The sequence below is a fragment of the Azospirillum sp. TSO35-2 genome (assembly GCF_003116095.1).
GTDB lineage: Bacteria > Pseudomonadota > Alphaproteobacteria > Azospirillales > Azospirillaceae > Azospirillum.
In genome coordinates, this window is sequence record NZ_LGRA01000021.1 from 1,024,709 (window position 1) to 1,049,178 (window position 24,470).

The 24,470-nt window shown below is 70.4% G+C and carries 25 protein-coding genes; 19 read left to right on the top strand and 6 right to left on the bottom strand.

Annotation, left to right across the window (positions count from 1 at the left end; genetic code table 11):
* The first annotated feature begins 45 nt into the window (after positions 1-45).
* From TSO352_RS20735 to TSO352_RS20755, 5 genes are all read left to right on the top strand, one after another.
* Positions 46-1,233 carry a polysaccharide pyruvyl transferase family protein gene (locus TSO352_RS20735; RefSeq protein WP_109109145.1) on the top strand — a complete coding sequence of 396 codons (1,188 nt, stop codon included), beginning with the start codon at positions 46-48 and terminating at the stop codon, positions 1,231-1,233.
* A gap of 30 nt (positions 1,234-1,263) precedes the next feature.
* Positions 1,264-2,067 (top strand): hypothetical protein, encoded by an 804-nt coding sequence (locus TSO352_RS20740; protein ID WP_109109146.1) that lies wholly within the window; start codon positions 1,264-1,266, stop codon positions 2,065-2,067.
* A gap of 110 nt (positions 2,068-2,177) precedes the next feature.
* On the top strand, positions 2,178-5,597 hold the full coding sequence (locus TSO352_RS20745; RefSeq protein WP_109109147.1) for a DEAD/DEAH box helicase: 3,420 nt from the start codon (positions 2,178-2,180) through the stop codon (positions 5,595-5,597).
* Positions 5,598-5,717: 120 nt separating this feature from the next.
* On the top strand, positions 5,718-6,812 hold the full coding sequence (gene ada, locus TSO352_RS20750; RefSeq protein ID WP_109109148.1) for a bifunctional DNA-binding transcriptional regulator/O6-methylguanine-DNA methyltransferase Ada: 1,095 nt from the start codon (positions 5,718-5,720) through the stop codon (positions 6,810-6,812).
* Positions 6,809-7,531: a 2OG-Fe(II) oxygenase gene (locus TSO352_RS20755; protein ID WP_109109149.1), complete on the top strand. Its 723-nt coding sequence runs from the start codon at positions 6,809-6,811 to the stop codon at positions 7,529-7,531. Before ada ends, TSO352_RS20755 begins: the two co-directional genes overlap by 4 nt.
* 12 nt (positions 7,532-7,543) lie before the next feature.
* Here TSO352_RS20755 and TSO352_RS20760 read toward each other — a convergent pair whose 3' ends face one another.
* From TSO352_RS20760 to TSO352_RS20775, 4 genes are read right to left on the bottom strand one after another with little or no spacing between them, the layout of a single operon-like run.
* Positions 7,544-8,371 carry an ABC transporter permease gene (locus TSO352_RS20760; protein WP_109109150.1) on the bottom strand — a complete coding sequence of 276 codons (828 nt, stop codon included), beginning with the start codon at positions 8,369-8,371 and terminating at the stop codon, positions 7,544-7,546.
* A complete protein-coding gene (locus TSO352_RS20765) occupies positions 8,368-9,132 on the bottom strand; it encodes an ABC transporter ATP-binding protein (RefSeq protein WP_109109151.1) in 765 nt (254 codons plus the stop codon). Before TSO352_RS20765 ends, TSO352_RS20760 begins: the two co-directional genes overlap by 4 nt.
* Before the next feature lie 35 nt (positions 9,133-9,167).
* The gene (locus TSO352_RS20770; protein ID WP_247872280.1) at positions 9,168-10,163 is read right to left on the bottom strand and encodes a YVTN family beta-propeller repeat protein; all 996 of its coding nucleotides are present in this window, start codon (positions 10,161-10,163) and stop codon (positions 9,168-9,170) included.
* Positions 10,160-11,371, bottom strand: coding sequence for an ABC transporter substrate-binding protein (locus TSO352_RS20775; protein WP_109109152.1), 1,212 nt, complete (start codon positions 11,369-11,371; stop codon positions 10,160-10,162). The genes TSO352_RS20770 and TSO352_RS20775 overlap by 4 nt, the downstream gene beginning before the upstream one ends.
* Before the next feature lie 191 nt (positions 11,372-11,562).
* Between TSO352_RS20775 and TSO352_RS20780 the strand changes: the two genes are divergently transcribed.
* From TSO352_RS20780 to pqqE, 12 genes are all read left to right on the top strand, one after another.
* Complete coding sequence (locus tag TSO352_RS20780; protein WP_109109153.1) at positions 11,563-12,429, top strand: transporter substrate-binding domain-containing protein; 867 nt, start codon at positions 11,563-11,565, stop codon at positions 12,427-12,429.
* A gap of 55 nt (positions 12,430-12,484) precedes the next feature.
* Positions 12,485-13,354, top strand: a complete 870-nt coding sequence (locus tag TSO352_RS20785) for a quinoprotein dehydrogenase-associated SoxYZ-like carrier (RefSeq protein ID WP_109110767.1) — start codon at positions 12,485-12,487, stop codon at positions 13,352-13,354.
* Positions 13,351-14,304, top strand: coding sequence for a quinoprotein relay system zinc metallohydrolase 1 (locus TSO352_RS20790; protein ID WP_109109154.1), 954 nt, complete (start codon positions 13,351-13,353; stop codon positions 14,302-14,304). Before TSO352_RS20785 ends, TSO352_RS20790 begins: the two co-directional genes overlap by 4 nt.
* 226 nt (positions 14,305-14,530) lie before the next feature.
* Positions 14,531-16,288, top strand: a complete 1,758-nt coding sequence (locus tag TSO352_RS20795) for a methanol/ethanol family PQQ-dependent dehydrogenase (protein ID WP_109109155.1) — start codon at positions 14,531-14,533, stop codon at positions 16,286-16,288.
* A 211-nt stretch (positions 16,289-16,499) separates the two neighbouring features.
* Entirely contained in the window at positions 16,500-16,928 is a 429-nt protein-coding gene (pedF, locus tag TSO352_RS20800) for a cytochrome c-550 PedF (RefSeq protein ID WP_199231683.1), read from the top strand.
* 195 nt (positions 16,929-17,123) lie between these two features.
* Positions 17,124-17,777, top strand: a complete 654-nt coding sequence (locus tag TSO352_RS20805) for a response regulator transcription factor (RefSeq protein WP_109109156.1) — start codon at positions 17,124-17,126, stop codon at positions 17,775-17,777.
* Between the two features lie 2 nt (positions 17,778-17,779).
* Positions 17,780-18,418 carry a rhodanese-like domain-containing protein gene (locus TSO352_RS20810; RefSeq protein ID WP_109110769.1) on the top strand — a complete coding sequence of 213 codons (639 nt, stop codon included), beginning with the start codon at positions 17,780-17,782 and terminating at the stop codon, positions 18,416-18,418.
* A gap of 148 nt (positions 18,419-18,566) precedes the next feature.
* Entirely contained in the window at positions 18,567-18,647 is an 81-nt protein-coding gene (gene pqqA, locus TSO352_RS20815) for a pyrroloquinoline quinone precursor peptide PqqA (RefSeq protein WP_014249839.1), read from the top strand.
* 162 nt (positions 18,648-18,809) lie between these two features.
* Positions 18,810-19,742 carry a pyrroloquinoline quinone biosynthesis protein PqqB gene (gene pqqB, locus TSO352_RS20820; RefSeq protein ID WP_109110770.1) on the top strand — a complete coding sequence of 311 codons (933 nt, stop codon included), beginning with the start codon at positions 18,810-18,812 and terminating at the stop codon, positions 19,740-19,742.
* Positions 19,739-20,515, top strand: a complete 777-nt coding sequence (pqqC, locus tag TSO352_RS20825) for a pyrroloquinoline-quinone synthase PqqC (RefSeq protein ID WP_109109157.1) — start codon at positions 19,739-19,741, stop codon at positions 20,513-20,515. The genes pqqB and pqqC overlap by 4 nt, the downstream gene beginning before the upstream one ends.
* On the top strand, positions 20,512-20,832 hold the full coding sequence (pqqD, locus tag TSO352_RS20830) for a pyrroloquinoline quinone biosynthesis peptide chaperone PqqD (RefSeq protein WP_109109158.1): 321 nt from the start codon (positions 20,512-20,514) through the stop codon (positions 20,830-20,832). The genes pqqC and pqqD overlap by 4 nt, the downstream gene beginning before the upstream one ends.
* Positions 20,829-21,947, top strand: coding sequence for a pyrroloquinoline quinone biosynthesis protein PqqE (gene pqqE, locus TSO352_RS20835; protein WP_109109159.1), 1,119 nt, complete (start codon positions 20,829-20,831; stop codon positions 21,945-21,947). Before pqqD ends, pqqE begins: the two co-directional genes overlap by 4 nt.
* Before the next feature lie 15 nt (positions 21,948-21,962).
* Here pqqE and TSO352_RS20840 read toward each other — a convergent pair whose 3' ends face one another.
* Positions 21,963-22,385, bottom strand: coding sequence for an Lrp/AsnC family transcriptional regulator (locus TSO352_RS20840; RefSeq protein ID WP_109109160.1), 423 nt, complete (start codon positions 22,383-22,385; stop codon positions 21,963-21,965).
* A gap of 124 nt (positions 22,386-22,509) precedes the next feature.
* Between TSO352_RS20840 and TSO352_RS20845 the strand changes: the two genes are divergently transcribed.
* On the top strand, positions 22,510-23,070 hold the full coding sequence (locus TSO352_RS20845) for a cysteine hydrolase family protein (protein ID WP_109109161.1): 561 nt from the start codon (positions 22,510-22,512) through the stop codon (positions 23,068-23,070).
* Positions 23,071-23,116: 46 nt separating this feature from the next.
* Here TSO352_RS20845 and TSO352_RS33595 read toward each other — a convergent pair whose 3' ends face one another.
* Entirely contained in the window at positions 23,117-23,290 is a 174-nt protein-coding gene (locus tag TSO352_RS33595; protein WP_199231684.1) for a hypothetical protein, read from the bottom strand.
* Between the two features lie 274 nt (positions 23,291-23,564).
* On the opposite strand from TSO352_RS33595, the gene TSO352_RS20850 reads away from it, so the two are divergent.
* Entirely contained in the window at positions 23,565-24,464 is a 900-nt protein-coding gene (locus tag TSO352_RS20850; protein WP_109109162.1) for an ABC transporter substrate-binding protein, read from the top strand.
* Positions 24,465-24,470: the final 6 nt, after the last annotated feature.

Sequence of the window (24,470 nt, forward strand, 5' to 3'; positions counted from 1 at the left end):
CAAACCGCCAATCCTTTATCGCCCATCCATTCAGGGAGAGCCGCCGTGGCCAACATCCTCGTCATGATTCCGTCGGGCGAAGTCTATGATCACGACTGCGTGCGCTGGTACAGCTACCAGGACATCCAGCGCAGCATCGACCACTACCACAACATCGGCGACGCCTTCGTCTTCGACTCCTCGCTGAAGCTGCTGACCTACGACAAGCTGGACGTGCTCGAAATCCGCGAGTTCCGGCAGGATGTCGTCGACCGCATCAACGCCGAGTATGATTATGTCTTCCTGCGCGGCAGCAACTACATCCACGACGCGATGGACTGGCCGGCGGCGACCGAGCAGGTGCTGGCCAAGCTGCGCATCCCCGTCATCGCCTTCGGCGTCGGCGCGCAAGCCCCGGCCACCGGCAAGCTGCAACTGTCGGAGGTGAGCAAGCGCCTGTGGCGGACCATCGCCGAGAAATCGACGACGCTGGGCGTGCGCGGCACCTACACCGCCGAGGTGCTGTGGGACCTGGGCATCAAGAACACCCGCATCGTCGGCTGCCCGACCGCCTTCCGCAACCGCGACCCGGAGCTGCGCATCGACCTGCCGGCGCTCGACCGCGTGCGCAAGGTCGGCATCACCATGCGCCGCGAGGTGTCGAAGCATTATTCGCCCGACGTCCGGAAGTATCTGGAGCGCCACCGCGACTTCGTGAAGGACATTTCGCGCCGCTTCGACACCGTCCTGATGATGCAGGGCGAGGTCGAGGAAAAGAAGCTGCTGTGGGGCACCGACGAGCAGAAGACCGAGGCCTGGAGCCAGTTGCACGACAGCGCCTGGCTGAAGCAGTGGTATTTCGACGACGAGATGGACGCGTTGTACCGCGAGCGCCTGTGGTACTCGGACGTCGTCGCCGACTACGAGAACCTGGTGCGGTCGAAGGATCTGGTGCTCGGCTACCGCCTGCACGGCAACCTGATGGCGCTGTCGAACGCCACGCCGTCGGTCTATTTCAGCTATGACAGCCGCACGGCGGAGTTCGCCGAAACCTTCGCGATCCCCTGCTACAACGTCTATTCCGACAAGCCCTTCGTCCTTGAGGAATACTGGGACCAGAGCCTGTTCGAGAAGTTCAACCGCACCTATTACCAGCGCTACCGCGACATGCGGGAGTTCCTGGACGAGAACTACGTCCCCCACCGCATGCCGAGCCACACCGCCCGCAAGGCCGTGGACCGCAAGGCGGCGTAACCCACCCCTCAACCAACCGGAGACGGAGCCATGTCCGCCACCGCCAAGATCGTCGAGCTTCGCGAGGCGATGCCGGAGCCCGAGCCGCCCGCGATTCCCGGCGCCGCGATCGAAGGCCACATCGACGCCGTGCAGGGTGGCCGAGTCTTCGGCTGGGCCTGGGACCGCAACCATCCGGGCGACCGGCTGGAGGTGACGCTGCGGCTGGAGCGTGACGGCGGTCCGGCGCTGGAACTGGCGCGGGTGTCGGCCGACCGGCCGCGCCCGGACCTCGCCGGCGGTGGCATCGGCGACGGGGCGCACGCGTTCGAGGCCGAACTGACGCTGCCCGACGGCGCCGATCCGTCGCGGGTGGTCGCCCTTGTCCGTGCCCCCACCACCGGCGAGACGGTGACCTTCGCCCAGCCGAACCCCGAGGAGCAGCGGCTCGACCGCCTGCTGGCGCCGCACCTGCACCGGATCGGCGAGCGAATCGACGCGCTGCGCCGCGACCAGCGCCAAGTCGCCGCCGCGCAACAGACGGTTGGTCGGCTGCTGCGCGACATCGGCGAGGGGGTTGCCGGGCTGCGCGCCGACGCCGCCCGCGTCGAGACGGCGCAGGCGGAGCAGCGGAACGCCCTGGGCGAGGCGGCGACCGAAAGCCTGCGCGACCTGACCGAGCGCGTCGGCGGGCTGGAGGTGTTCCTGATGCGGATGGACCAGACGCTGCGCGGCTTCGACGAGGCGATGGCGGGCAAGACCGCCAAGCCGGGTTGGCCGCCGCTGCTGACGGTGCTGGGCGCCGCGGTGGGCGCCTTCGTCGCGGTGCTGGTCGGTTTCGCCCTGTTCCGCTGAGCGCGAAGGTTCCGCTAGACTGAAGGGTAGGCAACCGGCGGGGGCCGCCGGTGTTGTTCCGGTGCGGCCCCCTCCGGCCGCGCGGCGCAAACGACCGGAGCCTGCCCATCATGCTCGACGGAGTTCCCGTCGCCGACCCGCCCGCGGAGCTTCCCGCGCCGGCGCCCCCCGCCACAACCCTGGTTGCCCGCAGCGAGGGCGAACTGGCGGTCCGGCTGACCGCCCTTGCCCGTGGCTCCGCCCATGGCGCGCTGGTGCTGGCCCGCAGCGACGGCCGCGCCACCCGGCTGGCCCGACTGGCGGCCGACCTCGCCCCCGACTTGGACGTCGTGCTGCTGCCGATCGACGAGACCGCCGCCGGCGACTGCGCGGCGCCGTCGCGCGCTGTGCTCGGCCGTCGCGCCGCTGGCCTGATGACTCTCGCCGAGCGACGGGAGATGCCGGGCGCGGATCCCGGCGGCCTGCTGGTCGTCGCCTCCGCCGACCTCGCGCTGCAACGCCTGCCCCCGCCCGAGGCGTGGCGCGACGGCCGCTTCCGCCTGACCCGCGGCATGGCCTACGACGAGGCGGCGTGGCGAGCCTATTTCGCCCGCGCCGGCTACGTGCTGGACGACCGGGTGGACGAACCCGGCGAGGTGGCGATCCGCGGTGCGGTGGTGGAGGTGTTTCCCGGCGACGGCGACCGCCCGGTCCGCTGTGACATCGCCGACGGTGTCGTCGGCGAGCTGCGCCTCTACGACCCGGTGTCCCAGCGCTCCATCGCCACCATCGACGGGATCACGCTGGGTCCGGTCACCGAAATCGTCACCGGCCCCGCCACGCTCGACCGGCTGATCGCCCGCCTGACGGCGCTCGGCTGCGCGCTGCCGCCCGACCTGCGGACGGCGCTGGAGGCGGGGCGGCGTCCCTACGGCTTCGACCTGCAACTGCCGAATGCCTTCGAGCGCTGTCCTTTGCTGCTCGACCTGCTGTCCGACGCGGCGGTGGTGTTGGACGCTGGCGCCCGCGACCGCATCGAGGCGCGGGCCGACGATCTGGCGGAGGCGAGCCAGGATCGCCGGCTGCGCCGCGCCGACGCCTCCGCCCTGCCGATCCCGGCGCTGGAACGCCGGCTGATCGACGTCGCGGCGCTGGACCGGGCGCTCGCCGCCCGCAACGTGGTGACGGTGGATATCGCCCCCGCTTCCCCGGTGGAGGTGGCGCGGACCGAACGCACCCTGCTGCGCCGCGCCGTCGCGCTGACCGAGACCGGCACCCCGATCCTGCTCGCCGCCACCGGCCGATCCGAGGCCGAACGGTTGGCCGGGCGGACGGGTGAGGCGCTGGGCCGCCCGGTGCCGCTGCTGGACCGCTGGCCTGATCCGCTGCCGTCGGCCGGTGCCTGTGCCGTGCTGCCGCTGCGGGCGGCCGACGGGTTCGTCTGTGATGGCGTCACCGTCCTGGTGGCGCCGCGCCATGCCGAGGAACACGGCGCGGCGGCCACCCGGCCGCCACTGGCGCCGTCGGAGCTGGCGACCGGCGATTTCGTCGTCCATCTCGACTATGGCATCGGCCGCCTGATCGGGCTGGAGACCATCGAACGGGACGACTCCACCGCCGATTTCCTGGTGCTGGAATACGCCCACGACGACCGGCTGCTGGTGCCGACCGCCGATTTCGACCGGCTGTGGCGCCACGGTTCGGCCGACACCGGCGCCCGGCCGGACAGCCTGAAGAACGCCCACTGGCTCGATCGCCGCGCGGTGCTGGAGGCGGAGATCGCCGAAACCGCCAAGGGGATCCTGCGCGCCGCCCGTGCCCGCGCGCGGGAGGCGGCAGCGGTCATCGACGCGCCGGCCGACCGCATGCGGCGCTTCGGCGCCCGCTTCGGCTTCGACCCGACGGAGGGGCAGAGCCGCGCCATCCACGCCGTGCTCGACGCCATGCGCCAGGGCCACCCGATGGATCATCTGGTCTGCGCCGATGTCGGCTACGGCAAGACCGAGGTGGCGTTGCGTGCCGCGGCGGCGGTGGTCTTCACCGGCCATCAGGTGGCGGTGATGGCGCCGACCTCGGTCCTCGCCCGCCAGCACCTCGACGTCTTCCGCCGCCGCTTCGCCGGCTTCGGCGTCCGGGTCGAGCCGTTGACCGGTGCGATGACCAGGGCGGAGGCGGAGCGGGTGCGGTCCGGCATGGCCGACGGGTCGGTCGACGTCGTCATCGGCACCCACGCCCTGCTGGGCAAGGACGTGAGTTTCCAGCGGCTTGGCCTGATGGTGGTCGACGAGGAGCAGCGTTTCGGCGCCGCGCAGAAGCAGGCGTTGCGCCGCCGGACCCGGGGCGTCCACAGTTTGGCGCTCAGCGCCACGCCAATCCCGCGCACCCTGCAGGGCGCGCTGGCGGGGCTGCGCGGCCTCAGCATCATCGACACGCCGCCGGCCCGCCGCCGTCCGGTGCGCACCGCGGTGACGCCGCGCGACCCGGCCACCGCCCGCGCCGCCCTGACGCGCGAGCTGGGGCGCGGCGGCCAAGCCTTCTGCGTCACCCCACGCATCGCCGATCTGAAGGACCTGGAGGACTGGGTGCGCGAGCTGGTGCCCGACGCCCGCATCGCCGTGGCGCATGGCCGGATGGCGGCGGCGGCGCTGGACGATGCGGTGATGGGCTTCGTCGACGGGCACAGCGACGTCCTGGTCGCCACGCCGATCATCGAATCCGGCATCGACATCCCGCGCGCCAACACGCTGCTGCTGCTCCGCCCCGACCTGTTCGGGCTGGGCCAACTGCACCAGCTGCGCGGCCGGGTCGGGCGCGGTGCGGTCCAGGGCTACGCCTATCTGCTGACCGACCCCAACCACCCGCTGGAGGAACGCGCCGCCCGCCGGCTCGGCTCGCTGGAGGTGATCGAGAGCCTGGGCGGCGGTTTCGTGCTGAGCATGCTCGACCTCGACCAGCGCGGCGCCGGCGATCTGCTGGGCGAGGACCAGAGCGGCCATCTGCGCGCGGTGGGGACGGAGCTGTACCAGCGCATCCTGGCCGACGCCCTGCGTCGCCTGCGCCGCCAACCCGATGAGCGCTGGGATCCGGAGGTGACGGTCGCCGTGCCGCAGTGCATTCCCAACGCCTACATCCCGGAGGAGGAACTGCGCATCGGCCTGCACCGCCGCATCGCCCGCATGCGCGACGGCGCCGAGCTGGACGCCCTGCGCGACGAGATGGAAGACCGCTTCGGCCCCCTGCCGGAGCCGGTGGAGCGGTTGCTCGCCACCGCCGCGTTGCGCTGCCGCTGCCGGGCGCTGGGCATTGCGACGCTCGGCGCCGGTCCGGCCGGCGTGGCGCTGAGTCTGCGCGGCGACCGCGCCGCCGCCCGGGCCGCGACGCTTGCCAAACGGTCATCCGGCCTGCTGCGCGCTCAGGACGACCGCCTGACCGCCACGCTGGAAGCCCCGGACGCCGATGCCCGTCTGGCCGCGGCCGCCCGCGTGCTGGATTGCATCGACGGCATCGTCCGCAAGGCGAAGCGGCGGAGGCGCGCGGTGCGGGCATCGTGACGTCGCCGAACATGGCAAATTTGAAAGCAAGCGGCGGAGTGCGGCGTCCCGTCCGCCGGTCCAGAGTGGTGTCTCGCCGTTACCGGCGAACCCTCGTATGGTTCGGAAGGAGAGAGAGCCATGGATGCCATCACGATGGACAACAGCCCCATCCCGGATGAGGCCGCGCGCTGGGACGCCCTGCGCCGCCGGGATGCCGCCGCCGATGGGCGCTTCGTCTACGCCGTCCGCAGCACCGGCGTTTATTGCCGCCCGAGTTGCGCCGCCCGTCCGGCCCGGCCCGAAAACGTCGTCTTTTACGCCACCAACGCCGAAGCGGAGCGGGCCGGCTTCCGCCCCTGCAAGCGCTGCCGCCCCGACGGCCCCAGTCAGGCCGACCGCCGCGCCGAGGCGGTTGCCCGTGCCTGCCGGCTGATCGACCAGACGGAGGAGACGCCGCCGCTCGACGATCTGGCGGCGGCGGCCGGGCTCAGCCCGCATCACTTCCACCGCGTCTTCAAGCAGGCGACCGGCGTCACGCCGCGCGCCTACGCCGAGGCCCGCCGCGCCGCCCGCGTTGCCGGCACCCTGCGCGAGGCGGCCAGCGTGACGGAGGCGATCTACGACGCCGGCTACGGTTCGGCCGGGCGCTTCTACGAGACGGCGGGCGCGCGGCTGGGGATGACGCCCGGCGCCTACCGCCGCGGCGGTGCCGGGGAGGCGATCCGCTTTGCGGTCGGTGCCTGCGCGCTGGGCTCGATCCTGGTGGCGGCGACGGACCGCGGGGTCTGCGCCATCCTGCTGGGCGACGACCCCGATGCGCTGGTCCGCGACCTGCAAGATCGCTTTCCGCATGCCGAGCTGACCGGCGGCGACCCCGCCTTCGACGCGACGGTCGCCCAGGTGGTCGGTTTCGTCGAGGCGCCGGGGACCGGGCTGTCGCTGCCGCTCGACATCGGCGGTACCGCCTTCCAGCAGCGGGTGTGGCAGGCGCTGCGGGCGATTCCCGCCGGCCGGACCGCCAGCTACGCCGAGATCGCGCGGGCCATCGGCGACCCGGCGGCGGTGCGGGCGGTGGCGCGGGCCTGCGGCGCCAACCCGCTGGCGGTGGCGATCCCCTGCCACCGGGTGGTGCGGTCGGACGGCGGCCTGTCCGGCTATCGCTGGGGCGTGGAGCGCAAGCGCGACCTGCTGGACCGCGAACGCAACGCAGACGGCAAGGGAGCGCCGCAATGACCGTGTCGCTCGCGCCATCCGCCTCCGCGGTCGAGGCGCTGGACTGGGGACGCATCGCCGCGGACCTGGACGCGGCCGGCCATGCCCTGACCGGGCCGCTGCTGGATGCGGAGGGCTGCGCGGCGCTGGCGGCGCTCTACCCGGTCGACGCACCCTTCCGCAGCCGGGTGGTGATGGAGCGGCACGGCTTCGGCAAGGGGGAGTACAAATACTTCGCCCACCCGCTGCCCGACGCCATCCGGGCTCTGCGGGCGCCGCTCTACCGCCGGCTGGCGCCGATCGCCAACCGCTGGAACGCGGCGATGGGGCTCGACGCCCGCTATCCGGCGGAGCATGACGCGTTCCTCGCCCGCTGCCACGCCGCCGGGCAGACGCGGCCGACGCCGCTGCTGCTGAAATACGGTCCCGGCGACTACAACTGCCTGCACCAGGACCTCTATGGCGAGACGGTGTTTCCGCTGCAGATCGCCATCCTGCTGTCGGCTCCGGTCGTCGACTTCACCGGCGGCGAGTTCGTGCTGACCGAACAGCGCCCGCGCATGCAGTCGCGCGCCACCGTCGTCCCGCTGATTCAAGGGGAGGGAGTGATCTTCGCCGTCGACCAGCGGCCGGTCCAGGGCAGCCGCGGCACCTACCGCGTCCGCCACCGCCACGGCGTCAGCCCGGTGCGGGCCGGCGAGCGCTTCACGCTCGGCATCATCTTCCACGACGCGGCGTGACACGCGGCAGGCTCACCCGGCGGAGGGGGCTCGCGAACCCATGCCGCGGGCGGGGGAGTAGCCACGCACCGCCAGCGCCGCGAACAGCAGCGTCGCCCCGGTCACCACAGCCAGCGCCTGTCCGTCCACTTGGCCGTAGAGCGCGAAGCGGATCAACTCCACCCCATGAGTGAAGGGGTTGAGGCTGCACAGCCACCACAGCAGTTCCCCCGCCTCCTCCATCCGGTAGAGCGGGTAGAGGGCGGAGGACAGGAAGAACAGCGGGAAGACGACGAAATTCATCACCCCGGCGAAGTTCTCCAACTGCCGGATGGTGGAAGCCAGCACCATGCCCAGCGCCCCCAGCATCAGCCCGTTCAGCAGCAGCGCCGGCAGCACGGTCAACGGCGCCCAGGCCGGCAGGTCGATGCCGTAGAGCCGGACAATCAGCAGGAAGGCCGCGACCTGCAACACCGACACCACCACCCCGCCCAGCAGCCGCGCCACCAGCAGGAAGCCGCGCGGCAGCGGGCTGGTCAGCAGCACGCGCATGCTGCCCATCTCGCGGTCGTAGACCATCGACAGCGAGCCCTGCATGCCGTTGAACAGCTGGATCATGCCGATCAACCCCGGCACGATGTAGACCTCGTAGGGGATGTAGGTTTCGTAGGGCGGGATGATGGCGATGCCCAGCGCGGCACGGAACCCCGCCGCGAAGACGAACAGCCAGACCAGCGGCCGGACCAGCGCGCCGAGGAAGCGCTCGCGCTGGTGGACGAAGCGCAGCACCTCGCGCGCGACGATGCCCTGGAAGGCCACCCACCAGCCCTTCGCTCCCAGGCCGTTCACGAGACTGTTCATGCCGCCGCCTCCACATCCGCCAGGGGTTTGGCCGTGGTCAGCCGGTCAAAGGTCTCCGCGACGGTGGCGCAGCCGGCCTGCTCGTTGACGGCGGCGACCGGGCCGCTGGCGCGCACCCGGCCGCGGTGCAGCAGGACGACATGGTCGGTGGCCGGGTCGATCTCGTCGATCAGGTGGGTCGCCCACAGCACGGCGATGCCGTCGTCGGCGCACAGCGCGTGGACGTGGCGGATCAGGGTGCGCCGGGCGGGGATGTCCAGCCCGACCGTCGGTTCGTCCAGCAGCAGCAAGGCCGGGCGGTGCAGCAGGGCGCGGGCGATCTCCACCCGGCGGCGGTGGCCGCCGTTCAGCGCCCGCACCTTCTCCGCCCGCCGTTCGAACAGCGACAGGCGGGTCAGCTCGGTCTCGATCCGCCGATCGGCCTCGCGCCGGCCGATGCCGTGCAGCGCCGCGAAGTAGCGCAGGTTCTGCGCCACCGTCAGGTCGAGGTCGAGGGTGGGCTGCTGGAACACCACGCCCATGCGGGCCAGCGCCTTGCCGGGTTCGTCGGCGATGTCGTGGCCATGGATGCGGACATGGCCGGCGGTCGGCCGCAGCAGCCCGGTGGCGAGCGCGAACAGCGTGCTCTTGCCGGCGCCGTTCGGGCCGAGCAGGCAGGTGAAGGCGCCGGGCATCACGCCGAAGCCGACATCCTCCAGCGCGAAGCGGTCGCCGCCATAGCTGTGGCGCAGCCCCTCGACCTCCAGTGCCGGCACCGTCATGGTTCAGCCCTTCCTCTTCCAGCCGCTGGCGGCTTTCAACCCTTGACGGCGACGCCCCAGGGGTAGCGGCCGACCTTGACCGACTTGGTGACCTTCAGGCTGTCGACATCGATCACCGACACGTCGCCGCTGACCCCGTTGGTGGTGTACAGCGTCTTCTGGTCCGGCGTCAGCGCCATCTGCCAGACGCGGCGACCGACCAGCAGGTAGTCCTTCACTTCGAAGCTCTTGGCGTCGACCACGGCGACGTGGTTCGCCGGCCCCAGCGCCACGAAGGCGTAGCGGCCGTCGTCGGTCAGCTTGACGCCGACCGGCTGGATGCGGTCCTTGGCGATGCCCTTGATGTGGAAGTCGACCACTTTCTGGACCTTGCGCGTCGCGCTGTCGATGACGCTGACGGTGCCGCCGATCTCCGACGACACCCACAGCTGCGAGCCGTCCTTGGTGAACTGGGCGTAGCGCGGGCGCGGGCCGACCAGGGTGTTGTCGACCACCGCGCGCTTTTCCATGTCGATCCAGTGGACCATGCTGGTGGTTTCCGAGGTGTTGACCCCCCAGCGGCCATCCGGGCTGACGTCCATCCCCTCCGGCTCCACACCGACGTCGACCTGGAAGGCGACCTTGCGCGACGGCACGTCGACCACGGTGACGATGTTGCTGTCCTCGTTGGCGATGAACAGGCTCTTGCCGTCGGGCGACAGGGCGAACTGTTCCGGATCCTCGCCGGAGGGCAGGTTGTGGACCAGCTTTTTCGTCGCCAGATCCAGCACCTGCACCGCGTGGTCGTCGCTGGCGCAGATGAACAGCTGTGTCCCGTCCTTGGACAGGGTGATGCCGCGCGGCCGCTTGCCGACCTTGATGGTGTCGGTCACCGCCATCGTCTTGCCGTCGATCACCGACAGCGTGTTGTCCTTCTCGTTGGACACGTAGATCGTCTGGGCGACGGCGCCGGAGGCGACGCAGAGCCCCATCAGGGCCGGCAGCAGGGTGGCGGCGAGGCGAATGGCAGGGGCGACATTGGCGACGTTCATGGCTTCTTTTGTCCTCGGTTCTTGCAGAGCGTTTCCGGTTGGTCGTAGCCCAGCGTGTCCAGTTCGGTCCTGGGGTGGAGGAAGCCTTCCTGCGGCGACACCGACACCAGGGAGCGGTCGGCGGCCAGCAGAACCGGCTGGCGCAACTGCCCATCCCACGACCGCAGGCTGAGCGGCGCGCCGCGGAAGGCGGACATGGAGAAGTCGGGCGACTGGATGAAGGCGATCAGCGCATCGGGATCGGCGCTGCGGCTGCGCGCCGCCGCCTCGCCCACCACGCGGATCGCGGTCCAGTCATTGTGGTCGCGCGCCGTCATCGGCCGCTTGGCCGCCGCCTTGAAACGCGACTGGAGCTGCGCGGCGCCCCATTGCTCGTGCGTGCGGTGCCAGACGGTGGGGACCAGCCCCTGGGTGCCGGCGACCGGCCGCGGGTCGGCGGTGCGGTAGGACAGATAATCGCCGAACTCCCCGACCTCGTCGGCGACGATCAGCACGTCGTAGCTCTTGGCCTGGGTGAAGACCGGGATCTCGGCCTCCGCCGTGCGGTTGACGTCGCTTTCGGCGGTCCAGGTCTTTTCCGCGACGATCTGGCCGCCGAAGCGCTTGGCGGCGCGGCGGACGGCATCGGCGAACAGCGCGTCCTCCGGCCGGCGGCCAGTGACCAGGAACCAGCGCGGCCAGCGCTTCTTCACCAGATATTGCGCCAGCGCGTCGGCCAGCATCGCCCGGCTCGGCGCGACGTGCAGCAGGTTGGCCGCGCAGGCCGCGCCGCGCAGCGAATCGTCCGGCGCGTTGGCGTTCAGCAGCAGCCGTCCGGCGGCTTCCGGCAGCTTGGTCAGCGCCGCCACCGTCGCCCCCGGCGCGTCGACGACGATGAAACGGTCGCCGCGCGCCGCCAGTTCGCGCAGGGCCGCCGCGGCGTCGCCGTCCGGCGCCACCTCCACCGGGTCGAGCACGAAGGACTGGTTGAGGAACTTGCCGGTGGTGTTGCTGTCGGCGACCGCCAGCACCGCTCCGGCCAGCCCGTCATCCGCCGCCGGCTCGTCCGGGCTGGACACCGACGGCGGCGGCTCCGGCGTCTGCGACAGGAAGCCGATGCGGATTTCCTCCGCCCCGGCGGGGGCGGCCAGCAGGGCGACGCCGAGCGCGAGGCCAAGCGGAAGGCATGACGCGGCGCGGAGCGGGGAGGGCAGGCGGGTCTTGGTCATCGTATTCGTCGGAACACCAACAGTTGGGATACCACCCTATCGGTCGCGCCGCCGGCCCGAAATGCGACTATGGGAGGATGGGGCGGTGCCGGCCGGATCGGCGCGTCCTGTACGAAAGTCCAATTATCCGTAGGGCTGAGCAAGTTTACCCTGGGCAGCCTTCCGTTCCGGCAACCGCAGCGCAGACCCCGATGCCCGATCTGACCCGCCGCCGCCTTCTCGCCGGCCTTGCCGCCGCCACCGCCATTCCGCTGGCGACGGGCGCCCGTCCGGCGTCGGCCCGCCCGCTGGATGAGGTGATGGAGCGTGGTCGGCTGCGCGTCGCGGTCTACCGTGATTTCCGCCCGTTCTCGTTCCGCCAGGACGGCGCCCTGGTCGGCATCGACGTCGATCTTGCCGGCGCGATTGCCGAAAAGCTGGGTGTCAAGCTCGATTGCTACGAGCAGCTCGCCGGCGAGACGGTGTCGGACGACCTGCGGGTCGCGGTGTGGCGCGGCAGCCTGTTCGGCGGCGAGCTGGCCGACATCATGATGCATGTGCCCTATGACAAGCGCTTCGGCATGATGAACCCGGAAGCGGTGCTGTTCGCCCCCTATCACCACGAGGTGTTCGCCCTGGCGCGCGACCCGTCGCGGGTGCGCTCCGCCATCCTGGCGACGCTGCCCGACGAGCCGATCGCGGTGGAGATCGACAGCGTGCCCGACTTCTTCCTGCTGGGCATGCAGGGCGGCCGGCTGCGCAGCCGCATCATCCACTGCCCGACGCCCGAAGCGGCCATCGACAAGCTGACCGCGGGGGAGGCGGCGGCGGTGCTGGCCCCGCTCAGCCAGATCCAGGCGGCGCTGGGGCCGCGCGTGGCGGAGTTCCCGATCACCACGCTGGCGCTGCCGGGCATGATGACGTCGGACTGGAACATCGGCATGGCGACCAAGGAAAACGCGCGCGACCTCACCTACGCCGTCGGCGACGCGGTGGCGGCGCTGACCGAGGACGGGACGATGGCGGCGATCTTTGCCCGCTACGGCGCCACCCACACCCCGCCGCCGCTGGTGGAGTGACGAGGACCGTCGGAAAAAAGAAATGCCGGAAAAAATCAAGGTCGGGGGGAGTTCGATGTCCAATTCCGTCATCCGGTTCCGGTCTGCCTTATGCCGGGGAGGCGTTCTGCTGCTCGCCACCGCAGCCCCCGCCGTCGCGGGCGACGGCCCGGCCGATCCGCTGGGGTCGGTGATGTGGGAGGCGCTGCGCGACCAGTATTTCGCCGGGGCGCCGGTGGTCTTCGACGGCCGGGTCAAGGTGATGGCGCCGACCTCGGCGGAGGACACCCGCGCGGTGCCGCTGTCGGTCGACGCGACCGCGCTCGACCGGGTGGTGGAACTGGTGGCGATCGCCGACCTCAACCCGTTTCCGCTGGTGCTGCGCTACCACCCCGGCACCGCGTCGCCCTACATCGCCACCCGCATCAAGATCCAGCAGGCCACCGCCGTGCGCGGCGCCGCCCGCACCGCCGACGGGGTCTGGCACGTCTCCGGTGTGCTGGTCGACGCGGCGGGGGGCGGCTGCAGCGCCCCGCCGGCCTCCTACGCGCAAAAGGACTGGGCCGACCATGTCGGCGAGGTGCAGGCCCGGCTGTGGCCGGCCGGGGACGAGGGCACCGCCCGGCTGCGGCTGCGCATCCGCCACCCCAACGACACCGGTCTGGTCGACGGCATCCCCGCCTATTTCATCGAGACGCTGAGCGTCAGCGCCCAGACCGCCGGCGGCTCCCCGGAGCTGGCGCGGATCGACAGCCTGGAGCCGGTGTCGGAGAACCCGGTCTTTTCGCTGGACGTCCGCCCGCCGCCGGACGCCACCGCGCTGATTCTGCGCGGCCGCGACAACCAGGGCGGCGAGATCCGCGCGACCATCCCGATGCCGCCGCCCGACGCCCGCCCGGCGATGTCGCTGAAAGCGATGGACCCGCTGCGGAGTGTCGGCCAATGAGAGCGTCGCTGCTGCGCCGGCTGGCGCTGGGCACCGCCCTGACCGTCGGCCTTCTGTCCGGCGCCGCGCTCGCCGCCGGACCGCTGACCTACGGCCTGAAGCCGACCCGGATCGCCCCAGACACCTATGTGTTCGAAGGCTCGACCAAGCATTTCACCCGGTCCAACGGCGGCAACATCCTGAACGCCGGCTTCATCGTCACCACGGACGGGGTGATCGTCATCCAGACCGGCCCGTCGCGCCGCTATGGCGAGGAGATGCGCGCCGCCATCCGCCGCGTCACCGATAAGCCGATCCGCAAGGTCTTCATCAGCAACCTGCACCCCGACTACTGGCTGGGCTCCCAGGCCTTCACCGACGTGGCGATCGCGGCGCTGCCCGGCACCATCGCCGGCATCGAGGAGGAGGGGCGCGGCATCGCCGACAACATGTACCGGCTGGTCGGCGACTGGATGCGCGGGACCGAGGTGGTGGTGCCGACCGAGCCGGTCCTGGGCTCCACCGTGAAATTCGGCGACCACACGCTGCGCCTGATCCCGCTGCATGGTCACACCGCCGCCGACCTGATGCTGCTGGACGAGACGACGGGCGTGCTGTTCACCGGCGGCGTCGTCTTCTGCGACCGCACGCCGACCACACCGCACGCCACCGTCGCCGACTGGCTGGCGGAGCTGGATGCGGTGGAGGCGCTCGACATTCGGCTGCTGGTGCCCAATCACGGCCACATCCGCCCCGACAAGGCCTGCGTCGCCCAAACGCGCGACTGGCTGACCTGGCTGGACGGCACGCTGCGCCGCGCGGTGGAGAACGGCCTCGACATGGCCGACGCGCTGGAGCTGCCGATTCCCGAACGCTTCGCCGTGCTGGACGTGCTGCGCGAGGAATACCGCCGGTCCGTCGCCCATCTCTGGCCGAAAATCGAACAGGACAGCCTGCCCCGAGTCAATTGACGTCGGTCCGAATTCGGGCTGACGCAAACGACTGCTACTATCCGACAATTTACCCCACCAACCGTCCGCCTACACTGCCGATATCTGAAGCGATGCGGCCCTCGCGGCCGCCAAAATCACAGCCGCCCCGATCCTGCCCGCCGCCGGACCCGCACATGTCCCGCGGCCACGGCCGGGTCCTGCCCGGGCGGTGCCGTCATCATCTGTCTTGGGAGGCAACCGCATCATGAAGCGTCTGGTTTCTACGCTCGCTCTCACCGCCTCGCTGGCCGCCTTCAGCGCCACCGGCGCCCTGGCCGCCGATGGGCCGACCAGCGACGACCTGCTGAAGAGCGCCACCAACACCGAAGCGGTGCTGACCTACGGCATGGGCCCGCAGGCCCAGCGCTTCAGCCCCCTGACCGACCTCAACGCCGACAGCGTGAAGAAGCTGGTGCCGGTCTGGTCCTTCTCCTTCGGCGGCGAGAAGCAGCGCGGGCAGGAAGCCCAGCCGATCGTCTATGACGGCACCATCTACGTCACCGGTTCCTACTCGCGCCTCTACGCGGTCGACGCCCGCACCGGCCACAAGAAGTGGGAGTACAACCACCGCCTGCCCGACGGCATCATGCCCTGCTGCGACGTCGTCAACCGGGGCGCGGCGATCTACAAGGACAAGATCTACTTCTCCACGCTGGACGCGCGTCTGGTCGCGCTGAACCGCGAAACCGGCAAGGTGGTCTGGAACAAGAAGCTGGCGGAATACAAGGAAGGCTATTCCAACACCGCGGCCCCGCTGATCGTCGACGGCAAGATCATCACCGGCAATTCGGGTGGCGAGTTCGGCGTTATCGGCATGGTCGAAGCCCGCGACGCCGAAACCGGCGAGCTGGTCTGGCAGCGCCCGACCATCGAAGGCAACATGGGCACGCTGAACGGCAAGGATTCGACCGTCACCGGCAAGACCAACGCCAGCTGGCCGGGCGACATGTACAAGACCGGTGGCGGCGCCACCTGGCTGGGCGGCACCTACGATCCGGAAACCAAGACGCTGTTCTTCGGCACCGGCAACCCGGCGCCGTGGAATTCGCACCTGCGCCCGGGCGACAACCTCTACACCTCCTCCACGCTCGCCATCAATCCGGACAACGGCGAGATCAAGTGGCACTACCAGACCACGCCGCACGACGGCTGGGATTTCGACGGCGTCAACGAGTTTGTCTCCTTCGACCTGAAGAAGGACGGCAAGGTGATCAAGGCCGGCGGCAAGGCCGACCGCAACGGCTTCTTCTACGTCATCGACCGCAACAACGGTAAGCTGATCAACGCCTCGCCCTTCGTCACCAAGATCACCTGGGCCAAGGGCATCGACATCGAGACCGGTCGTCCGATCTACAACGACGACAACCGCCCCGGCGCCCCGGCCACGGGCGAGGCGCACGACGCCAAGGGCAAGTCGGTCTTCTCCGCCCCGGCCTTCCTGGGTGCGAAGAACTGGATGCCGATGGCCTACAACCCGCAGACCGAGCTGTTCTACGTCCCGGCCAACGAGTGGGGCATGGACATCTGGAACGAGCCGATCACCTACAAGAAGGGTGCGGCCTATCTCGGCGCCGGCTTCACCATCAAGCCGCTGTACGACGACTACATCGGCGCGCTGCGCGCGGTCGATCCGAAGACCGGCAAGATCGTCTGGGAATACAAGAACCCGGCCCCGCTGTGGGGCGGCGTCCTGACCACCGCCGGCAATCTGGTCTTCACCGGCACGCCGGAAGGCTACCTGAAGGCGTTCGACGCCAAGAGCGGCCAGGAAGTCTGGAAGTTCCAGACCGGTTCGGGCGTGGTCGGCAGCCCGGTCACCTGGAAGATGGACGGCGAGCAGTATGTCGCGGTCGTCTCCGGCTGGGGCGGCGCGGTGCCGCTGTGGGGCGGCGACGTCGCCAAGCTGGTGAAGGACATCAACCAGGGCGGCTCGCTCTGGGTCTTCAAGCTGCCCAAGGCCTGAACGCACACACCGGGCATGAGGGACGGGTGGGCCGGAGCAATCCGGCCCGCCCATTCCCGCATCCACAGTCCGGACTATGCTGTGCTGTGCGAAAGCTTTCTGTCGACTGTCCTACCATAGTCCAATTATTCGCGGGTCCCACTGCTGATAACGTCTGCTCATGCGAAACAAACGCCGACCGGCGGTTAGAAACAGAGGGAACGTCTTACTCATGAATGCACGCATTCTTCGGCTTGCAGCCGCTGTTGGTCTGATCGGTGCCGTTGCGCTGCCCGGTCTGGTTTTCGCCCATGGTGACGTCGTCCCGCAGCCGGTCGACACGGCGGGGCTGGACAAGCTGGGCGACACGTGGCGCGACAGCAACCCCTACCGCGGCAACCCGCGCGCCATCGAGATCGGCGCCTCGGCTTTCAACCAGAACTGCGCCCGCTGCCATGGGCTGGGCGCGGTGTCGGGCGGGATCGCCCCCGACCTGCGTTACCTGGAGAAGGGCGACGCCGGCGACGAGTGGTTCAAGGAGCGCGTCGTCAACGGGTCGGTCCGCAACGGCGTGACCTACATGCCGCGATTCGGCGAGGCGCTGGGCCAGGAAGCGTTGTGGTCGATCCGCTCCTGGCTGGAGACGGTGCACGAGGAGTGACCGGCGCGTGGCCGACCCGATCCGGCCGGATGGGCTACCTCCGACGGGCTGCGACATGTTTGCGCACAAAACAATTGGTGGCATTCGCGTTGTTGCCGTCCACCGTTCCGGTCTGACACAATGATGAGGGGATCGTTTTTCATCCCGCAACATCGCGCTGAAACATTGTTGCCGCTCCGCAGGGAATCGCAGACCATGACCCGGATCCTGATCGCCGATGATCACCCGATGGTGCGCGACGCGCTGCGCAGCGCCGTGCTGTATTCCTGCCAGGCCACCGACGTGATGGAGGCCGACCGGCTCGACGCCGTCATGCAGGCGCTGGAGGAGCGCGGCGACCTCGACCTCGTCCTGCTGGACGTCAACATGCCGGGCATGAACGGTCTGGGCGGCCTGCGCACCCTGCGCCAGCGGTTTCCCGCCACGCCGGTCGTCGTCGTCTCCGCGCACGAGGAGCGGCGGATGGTGCGCGAGGCGATGGAGAGCGGCGCCGCCGGCTTCATCCCGAAATCCACCCCGCGCGACGCCATCGCCGCGGCGCTGCGGCAGGTGCTGAACGGCGAACTCTACATCCCGCCCCAGGTCGACGGCGACAGCGCGGCGGAGGAGGTCGAGGACGCCGAAACCGCGGAGATCGCGCGGCGCATCGCCACGCTGACGGCGCAACAGCTCCGCGTGCTGGAACTGTTGGGCACCGGCAAGCTGAACAAGGAAATCGCCTTCGACCTCAGCATCACCGAAACCACGGTGAAGGCCCACGTCTCGGCCATCCTGCAAAAGCTGAAGGTCTACAGCCGCACCCAGGCCGTGGTGATCGCCAACCGGGTGCTGGCGGGCGGTCGGCGGTGACCATGGTCCGGGGGTGTACCGACACGGCTGCCGGACGCAAGCCCTTCCTAACCCACCTGACCCTTGCTGTCGCCATCGCCCTGGTCGCCTCCACCCTCTCCGCCAGCGCCGCCCGGGCCTCCGGCGTGCCGCGGCCGGAGGGATTCCGGATGTCCGACTACCGCTCGCCGACGCCGGACGCGGTGAGCGGGGCGGAGACGGTGGACACCGCCGCCGTGCAGGCGCTGGTGGCGCAGGGACGGACGGTGCCCATCTTCGTGCAGCGGCTGGAGCGCAGCACCCTGCCCGGCGGCCCCTGGCTGCAATCGAAGCCCTACCGGCAGATCCCCGGCAGCGTCTGGCTGCCCAACGTCGGGGTCGGCGCGCCCGACGCGGCGACGCTGGCGTGGTTCGAGGAGCATCTGGCGCGGCTGACCCAGGGCGACCGCGGCCGGGACGTTCTGTTCTACTGCCTGTCCGATTGCTGGCTGTCGTGGAACGCCGCCAAGCGCGCGGTGTTGCTTGGCTATGCCCGGGTCCATTGGTACCCGACGGGCATCGACGGCTGGATGGAAGCCGGTCTGCCGACGGAGGAGGCACACCCCGTGCCGCCACCGGAAACCGGCTCCGCCCGCCCCGCGGCGGCGCACGCCACGCCCTGACGACCGGCACCCCCCTGCCGAAGGGGGGCGGGCCAAAGGGGTAGGGGATTGCACCATCGTAGCATGGCGGGCAGGCACCCCGGACCGGTACTCTTCTACTGGCCAACCATCATGGCCCACAACAGTCAGCAAGCAGGAGTATCACGCGATGAAGACCTGGCGCAAACCGAAGACCACCGAAATCGCCGTCGGCACCGAGATCAACGCCTACGCCTGCGCCGGCCTCTAAGCCGGTTCCACCAGCCGGACCCGGCTGTTCCGGCCGGATGCGGGCGCCGGGTGATCCCCTTCCCCGACGCCCGTTCTCCGGTTCCGCGCCATGCCCGGGCCCGCGGCCCGGAATGCGACGCCCCCACCCGCGACAGCGCGACGAGCCCAGACCATGGCCAGCATGACGATTCTCGTTCTCGGTTCGGCGGCCGGCGGTGGCTTCCCGCAGTGGAACTGCGCGTGCGAGGGCTGCCGCCGCGCCCGCTCCGGCGATCCGGCGGCGCGGCCGCGCACCCAGTCGTCGCTGGCGGTGACCGCCGACGGCGAACGCTGGCTGCTGCTGAACGCCTCGCCCGACCTGGGGGCACAGCTTCTGGCCTCCCCCGCCCTGCACCCGCGGACGGGCCCCCGCGGCAACCCGATCGCCGCCGCGCTGCTGACCAACGCCGACATCGACCATGTCGCCGGCCTGCTGACGCTGCGCGAATCCCATCCCTTCGCCGTCTACGCCACGCCGCGCGTGCATGGGGTGCTGGCGGCCAACCCGGTCTTCAACGTGCTGAACCCGGACCTCGTCGCCCGCCGCCCGGTGGCGCTGGGCACGCCGTTCCAGCCGGCCGACGCCGCCGGCCGTCCGCTGGGGCTGGAGGTCGAGGCCTTCGCGGTGCCCGGCAAGGTGGCGCTCTATCTGGAGGACGCCTCGGCCGGCCCCGGTTTCGGCTCGGTCGCGGAGGACACGGTGGCGCTGCGCATCCGGCCGACGGATGGCTCCAGCGACGGCTTCTTCTACATCCCCGGCTGCGCCGCGATGCCGGGCTGGCTGGCCGACCGGCTGTTCGGCGCCCCGCTGGTCTTCTTCGACGGCACCACCTGGACCGACGACGAGATGGTCCGCACCGGCACCGGCACCAAGACGGCGGCGCGCATGGGCCACATGGCGATGTCGGGTCCGGAGGGCAGCCTCGCCGCCTTCGCCGGGCTGGACGTCGCGCGCAAGGTCTACATCCACATCAACAACACCAACCCCGCCCTGCTGGAGGACTCGCCCGAACGGCGGGAAGCCGAGGCGGCCGGCTGGCGCATCGCCCATGACGGGATGGAGCTGACCCTATGACCGACCTGATGACCCGCGAGACCTTCCGCGACGCGCTCTACGCCATCGGTGAACGCCAGTATCACGACCTCCACCCGTTCCACCAACTGCTGCACGGCGGCGGGCTGAAGAAGGGGCAGATCCAGGCCTGGGCGCTCAACCGCTTCTATTATCAGGTGTCGATCCCGCGCAAGGATCTGACCATCATGTCCCGCATGGACGACCCGGCGCTGCGCCGCGCCTGGTTGCAGCGGGTGCTGGACCATGACGGCCTGACCCAGACCGGCGAGGTGAACGAAACCAAGGTCGGCGGCATCGAACGCTGGCTGCGGCTGACCGACGGGCTCGGCCTCGACCGCGACTATGTGAAGTCGCTGGAGGGCATCCTGCCGGCGACCCGCTTCGCCGTCGACGCCTATGTGTATTTCGTCCGCGACCATTCGCTGCTGGAAGCGGTGGCGTCGTCGCTGACCGAGCTGTTCGCGCCGTCGATCCACCGCGAGCGCATCGCCGGGTTCGAGCGCAACTACGCCTTCGCCAACGACAGCACCCTGTCCTACTTCCGCAAGCGCCTGGACGAGGCGCCGCGCGACGTCGAGTTCGGGCTGGAGTATGTGCTGACCAACGCCCGCACCGGCGAACAGCAGCAGCAATGCCTGCGCGCCCTGCGCTTCAAGACGGAGTTGCTGTGGGCGCAGCTCGACGCGCTGCACCACGCCTACGTCACCCCCAACCTGATCCCGCCCGGCGCCTTCGTGCCGGAGGACATGGAACCGACGCGGTACAGCCGGTGAACGCCGTCACGCCCGCCATCGCGCCGGATCCCGCACCCGCCATCGCGGAGACCGACCGGCTGCGGCTGGCGCCGGGGGTCATGCTGCGCAACGACCGCCGCCGCGACCAGTGGATGCTGATGGGTCCGGAACGGCTGCTGGTGCTCGACGACATGGCGCTGGCGGTGGTGCGCGCCTGCGTCGGGCCGGAGGTCGCGGACGTCGGCGCCGGCATCGACCGCCTGACGGTGGAGTACGATGCCGCGCGCGCCGAGGTCGCCGCCGATGTGCTGGAACTGCTGACCGACCTGCGCAACAAGGGGTATCTGGTGCGATGAGCTGTGCCCTGCCCGCCTTCGCCGCCGCCGACGCCGCGGAACCGGCGCCGCCCTTCGCCGTGCTGATGGAGCTGACGCACCGCTGCCCGCTGCGCTGCCCCTACTGCTCCAACCCGGTGGCGCTCGACCCCGCCAGCGCCGAGCTGGACACCGCGACCTGGAAGCGCGTGCTGGACGAGGCGGCCGACGTCGGCGCGCTGCAGGTTCATTTCTCCGGCGGCGAGCCCTGCGTCCGCAAGGACCTGGAGGAGCTGGTGGCCCACGCCACCGACGCCGGGCTCTACAGCAACCTGATCACCTCGGCCGTGCTGCTCGACCCGCCGCGGCTGGCGCGGCTGCAGGCCGCCGGGTTGCAGCATGTCCAGATCAGCCTGCAGGATTCCGAGGCGGCGGGCGCCGACCGCGTCGGCGGTTTCCGCGGCGGCCATGCGAAGAAGCTGGAGGTGGCGCGCGCGGTGGTCGCGCAGGGGCTGGCGCTGACCATCAACGCCGTCCTCCACCGCCACAACATCGAGCGGGTGAACGACGTCATCGATCTGGCGCTGGATCTCGGCGCCGGGCGGATCGAGATCGCCAACGTGCAGTATTACGGCTGGGCGCTGGCCAACCGGGCGGCGCTGATGCCGTCGCGCGAGCAGTTGCTGGCGATGGACGCCGCGGTGCGCGCCCGCCTGCCGGAACTGGCCGGGCGGATCGTGGTCGATTACGTCGTGCCGGACTATTACGCCCGCCGGCCGAAGTCCTGCATGGGCGGCTGGGCGCGGCGTTTCATGAACATCAACCCGCGCGGCCGCGTCCTGCCCTGCCACGCCGCCGAGACAATCCCCGGCCTGGAGTTCGAAACCGTCCACGACCGCAGCCTGTCGGCGATCTGGCGCGACGGCCCGGCCTTCGTCCGCTACCGCGGCACCCACTGGATGCCGGAACCCTGCCAGTCCTGCGACCACAAGGAGGAGGATTGGGGCGGCTGCCGCTGCCAGGCGCTGGCGCTGGCCGGCAGCGCCGACGACGCCGACCCGGTGTGCGAGCGGTCGCCGTTCCACGCCGAGGTCGCCGAGGTGCGCGACCGCGACGCCGCGGCGCTGGGGACCGACTGGACCTACCGGGGGCTGTGACCCCGGTGGCACCGCTCAGCCGAGATGGCGGTCCAGCACCATCAGCGTCGTGACCTCCGCCACCTCCGGCAGCGCGGCGATGGCGGCACGGACGCCCTCGATGGCCTGAATGTCCGCGCCCTCCGCCCGGATCACCATGTCGATGGCGCCCGACACCGAATGGAGCGCGACGATCCCGGGAATGCGGCGCAGCTTGGGGATGAGCGGAACGCAGGTCCGCCCCGGCTGGTGGCGCAGCAGGAAATGGGCGCAGGCCCCGGCCGGCCGGTCGCTGTCCTCGACAATGGTGAAGCCACGGATGACCCCCGCCTTCACCAGCCGGTCGAGCCGTTCCTGGGTGGCGCTGCGCGACAGGCCGATGTCGCGGGCCAGCCCCACCAGTGTCCGGCGCGCGTCCTTGCGCAGGGAGTCCAGAAGCACCCGGTCCTTATCGTCCATCCACGCCGTCCATCCCCCCTTCTCGCGCCACCGGCGAAATGCCGGCCGGTCCGGCATCATGCCGGGCTGCAACCGGCCGCCGTTTGGGGGAAGACGACCATGGACGATTTGAACGGAGCTTCCAATGAGCCTTTTTCCCCAATCGACGCTTCTGCTCGCCGTCGACATGCAGCGCGCCTTCGACGAACCGCGCTGGCCGCGCCGCTGGAATCGGGACGCCGACCGCAACGGGCTGAGGCTGCTGGACGCCTGGCGGCGCACGGCGCGACCCATCTTCCATGTGCGTCATGATTCGTCCGAGCCCACCTCCACCCTGCGCCCCGGCCAGCCGGGCAACCGCTTCCGCGAAGGCTTCGAACCGCGGGACGGCGAAGGAACGGTGGGCAAGATCGTCAACTCCGCCTTCATCGGCACCGATCTCGACATCCGCCTGCGCCGCCTCGGCATCGAGGAACTGGTGGTGTTCGGCATCTCGACCGACATGTGCGTCTCGACCACCATCCGCACCGGCGCCAACATGGGATGGAAGATCACGCTGGCCGCCGACGCCTGCGACTGCTTCGATCTGCCGGATGGACAGGGCGGCACCATCCCGGCCGAACAGCTCCACGCCGCCCATGTGGCGACGCTGGGCTTCGAGTTCTGCACGGTTGCCGGCACCGACGGGATCATCGCCCGGCTGTGAGGGGCCGGCGGTCGGGGGGGAACCGCCGCCCCCTTCCTCCGGCCGCTCAGTCGTGGCCGGAGCCGCCCTTCTTGCCGCCGCCGTCCTGCTTGTTGACGGTGGCCCAGGCGCGGCGTTCGGCCTCAGGCGCCGGCACGCCGCGCTTTTCGTAGCCTTCCTCGATGTGCTCGGCCTTGCGCTTCTGCTCGGCGGTGTATTTGGACTTGTCGCCCTGGGACATCGCGGCCTCCGTTGCTGGTTTCCCGGTCAACATCCGGTGCCGGCACCCGGTTCCTTGTCGGCAGCGACCCGGATCCGCGGCGATCCGACCGCCCGCATCAGCAAAAGGTCATAGTCCCTACCGAACAGACGGAAGGCTGCGCTTGCGGCGGCCCATCCCTTGACCCATCCTTTGCCAAAGCTCGGCCGGCGTCAGGCCGACGGCGTTCGTCTCTGGGGGAGGATCAACGGTGTTCGGATCTTTTAAAAACCGCCGGTCGGCGATCGGGGCGGCCATGCTGGCGCTGGGACTGCTGGCCGGCGCGGCCCAGGGCACGGCGCAGGCGGCGGACGCGGTGCGCGTCGGCTCCAAGCTCGATGCGGAGAGCGGGCTGCTCGGCACGATGATCCTCCAGATGCTGCAGGCCAACGGCATCGCGACGGAGAACAAGATCCAGCTCGGCCCGACCAAGATCGTGCGCGGCGCGCTGCTGTCGGGCGAGATCGACCTCTATCCGGAATACACCGGCAACGGCGCCTTCTTCTTCAACATCGACAGCGACCCGGTGTGGAAGAGCGCCGACGCCGGCTATGAGAAGGTCCGGACGCTCGACCAGGAGAAGAACAGGATCGTCTGGCTGACGCCGGCGCCGGCCAACAACACCTGGGCGCTGGCGGTCCGCCGCGACGTCGCCAACGCCAACAAGCTCGCCACCATGGACGACTTCGCCAAATGGGTCTCCGGCGGCGGCAAGGCGAAGATCGCCGCCTCGGCCGAGTTCGTGGAGAGCCCGGCGGCGCTGCCGTCCTTCCAGCAGACCTACGGCTTCTCCATGCGGCCGGACCAGCTGCTGGTGCTGGCCGGCGGCGACACCGCCGCCACCATCCGCGCCGCGGCGGAGGGCACGTCGGGCGTCAACACCGCCATGGTCTACGGCACCGACGGCGCCATCGCCGCGCTGGACCTTGTGGTGCTGAAGGACACCAAGGGCGCGCAGATGGTCTACGAGCCGGCGCCCACCGTCCGCGCCCCGGTGCTGGAGGCGAACCCGAAGATCCGCGACCTGCTGGCCCCGGTCTTCACCTCGCTGAACGCCGAGACGCTGCGGGCGCTGAACGCCAAGATCTCGGTGGAGGGCCAGGACCAGAAGCAGGTCGCCACCGACTACCTGAAGTCCAAGGGCTTCCTGAAGTAAGCCGAT

Coding starts and splice junctions, on each gene's coding strand:
- TSO352_RS20745 (WP_109109147.1), top strand. CDS start 2,178: ATGCTCGACGGAGTTCCCGTCGCCGACCCGCCCGCGGAGCTTCCCGCG.
- ada (WP_109109148.1), top strand. CDS start 5,718: ATGGATGCCATCACGATGGACAACAGCCCCATCCCGGATGAGGCCGCG.
- pedF (WP_199231683.1), top strand. CDS start 16,500: ATGAATGCACGCATTCTTCGGCTTGCAGCCGCTGTTGGTCTGATCGGT.
- TSO352_RS20785 (WP_109110767.1), top strand. CDS start 12,485: ATGTCCAATTCCGTCATCCGGTTCCGGTCTGCCTTATGCCGGGGAGGC.
- TSO352_RS20780 (WP_109109153.1), top strand. CDS start 11,563: ATGCCCGATCTGACCCGCCGCCGCCTTCTCGCCGGCCTTGCCGCCGCC.
- TSO352_RS20795 (WP_109109155.1), top strand. CDS start 14,531: ATGAAGCGTCTGGTTTCTACGCTCGCTCTCACCGCCTCGCTGGCCGCC.
- TSO352_RS20755 (WP_109109149.1), top strand. CDS start 6,809: ATGACCGTGTCGCTCGCGCCATCCGCCTCCGCGGTCGAGGCGCTGGAC.
- pqqA (WP_014249839.1), top strand. CDS start 18,567: ATGAAGACCTGGCGCAAACCGAAGACCACCGAAATCGCCGTCGGCACC.
- TSO352_RS20765 (WP_109109151.1), bottom strand. CDS start 9,132: ATGACGGTGCCGGCACTGGAGGTCGAGGGGCTGCGCCACAGCTATGGC.
- TSO352_RS20850 (WP_109109162.1), top strand. CDS start 23,565: ATGCTGGCGCTGGGACTGCTGGCCGGCGCGGCCCAGGGCACGGCGCAG.
- TSO352_RS20845 (WP_109109161.1), top strand. CDS start 22,510: ATGAGCCTTTTTCCCCAATCGACGCTTCTGCTCGCCGTCGACATGCAG.
- pqqC (WP_109109157.1), top strand. CDS start 19,739: ATGACCGACCTGATGACCCGCGAGACCTTCCGCGACGCGCTCTACGCC.
- TSO352_RS20775 (WP_109109152.1), bottom strand. CDS start 11,371: ATGACCAAGACCCGCCTGCCCTCCCCGCTCCGCGCCGCGTCATGCCTT.
- TSO352_RS20740 (WP_109109146.1), top strand. CDS start 1,264: ATGTCCGCCACCGCCAAGATCGTCGAGCTTCGCGAGGCGATGCCGGAG.
- pqqB (WP_109110770.1), top strand. CDS start 18,810: ATGACGATTCTCGTTCTCGGTTCGGCGGCCGGCGGTGGCTTCCCGCAG.
- TSO352_RS20760 (WP_109109150.1), bottom strand. CDS start 8,371: ATGAACAGTCTCGTGAACGGCCTGGGAGCGAAGGGCTGGTGGGTGGCC.
- TSO352_RS20840 (WP_109109160.1), bottom strand. CDS start 22,385: ATGGACGATAAGGACCGGGTGCTTCTGGACTCCCTGCGCAAGGACGCG.
- pqqE (WP_109109159.1), top strand. CDS start 20,829: ATGAGCTGTGCCCTGCCCGCCTTCGCCGCCGCCGACGCCGCGGAACCG.
- TSO352_RS20790 (WP_109109154.1), top strand. CDS start 13,351: ATGAGAGCGTCGCTGCTGCGCCGGCTGGCGCTGGGCACCGCCCTGACC.
- TSO352_RS20805 (WP_109109156.1), top strand. CDS start 17,124: ATGACCCGGATCCTGATCGCCGATGATCACCCGATGGTGCGCGACGCG.
- TSO352_RS20770 (WP_247872280.1), bottom strand. CDS start 10,163: ATGAACGTCGCCAATGTCGCCCCTGCCATTCGCCTCGCCGCCACCCTG.
- TSO352_RS20810 (WP_109110769.1), top strand. CDS start 17,780: ATGGTCCGGGGGTGTACCGACACGGCTGCCGGACGCAAGCCCTTCCTA.
- TSO352_RS33595 (WP_199231684.1), bottom strand. CDS start 23,290: ATGTCCCAGGGCGACAAGTCCAAATACACCGCCGAGCAGAAGCGCAAG.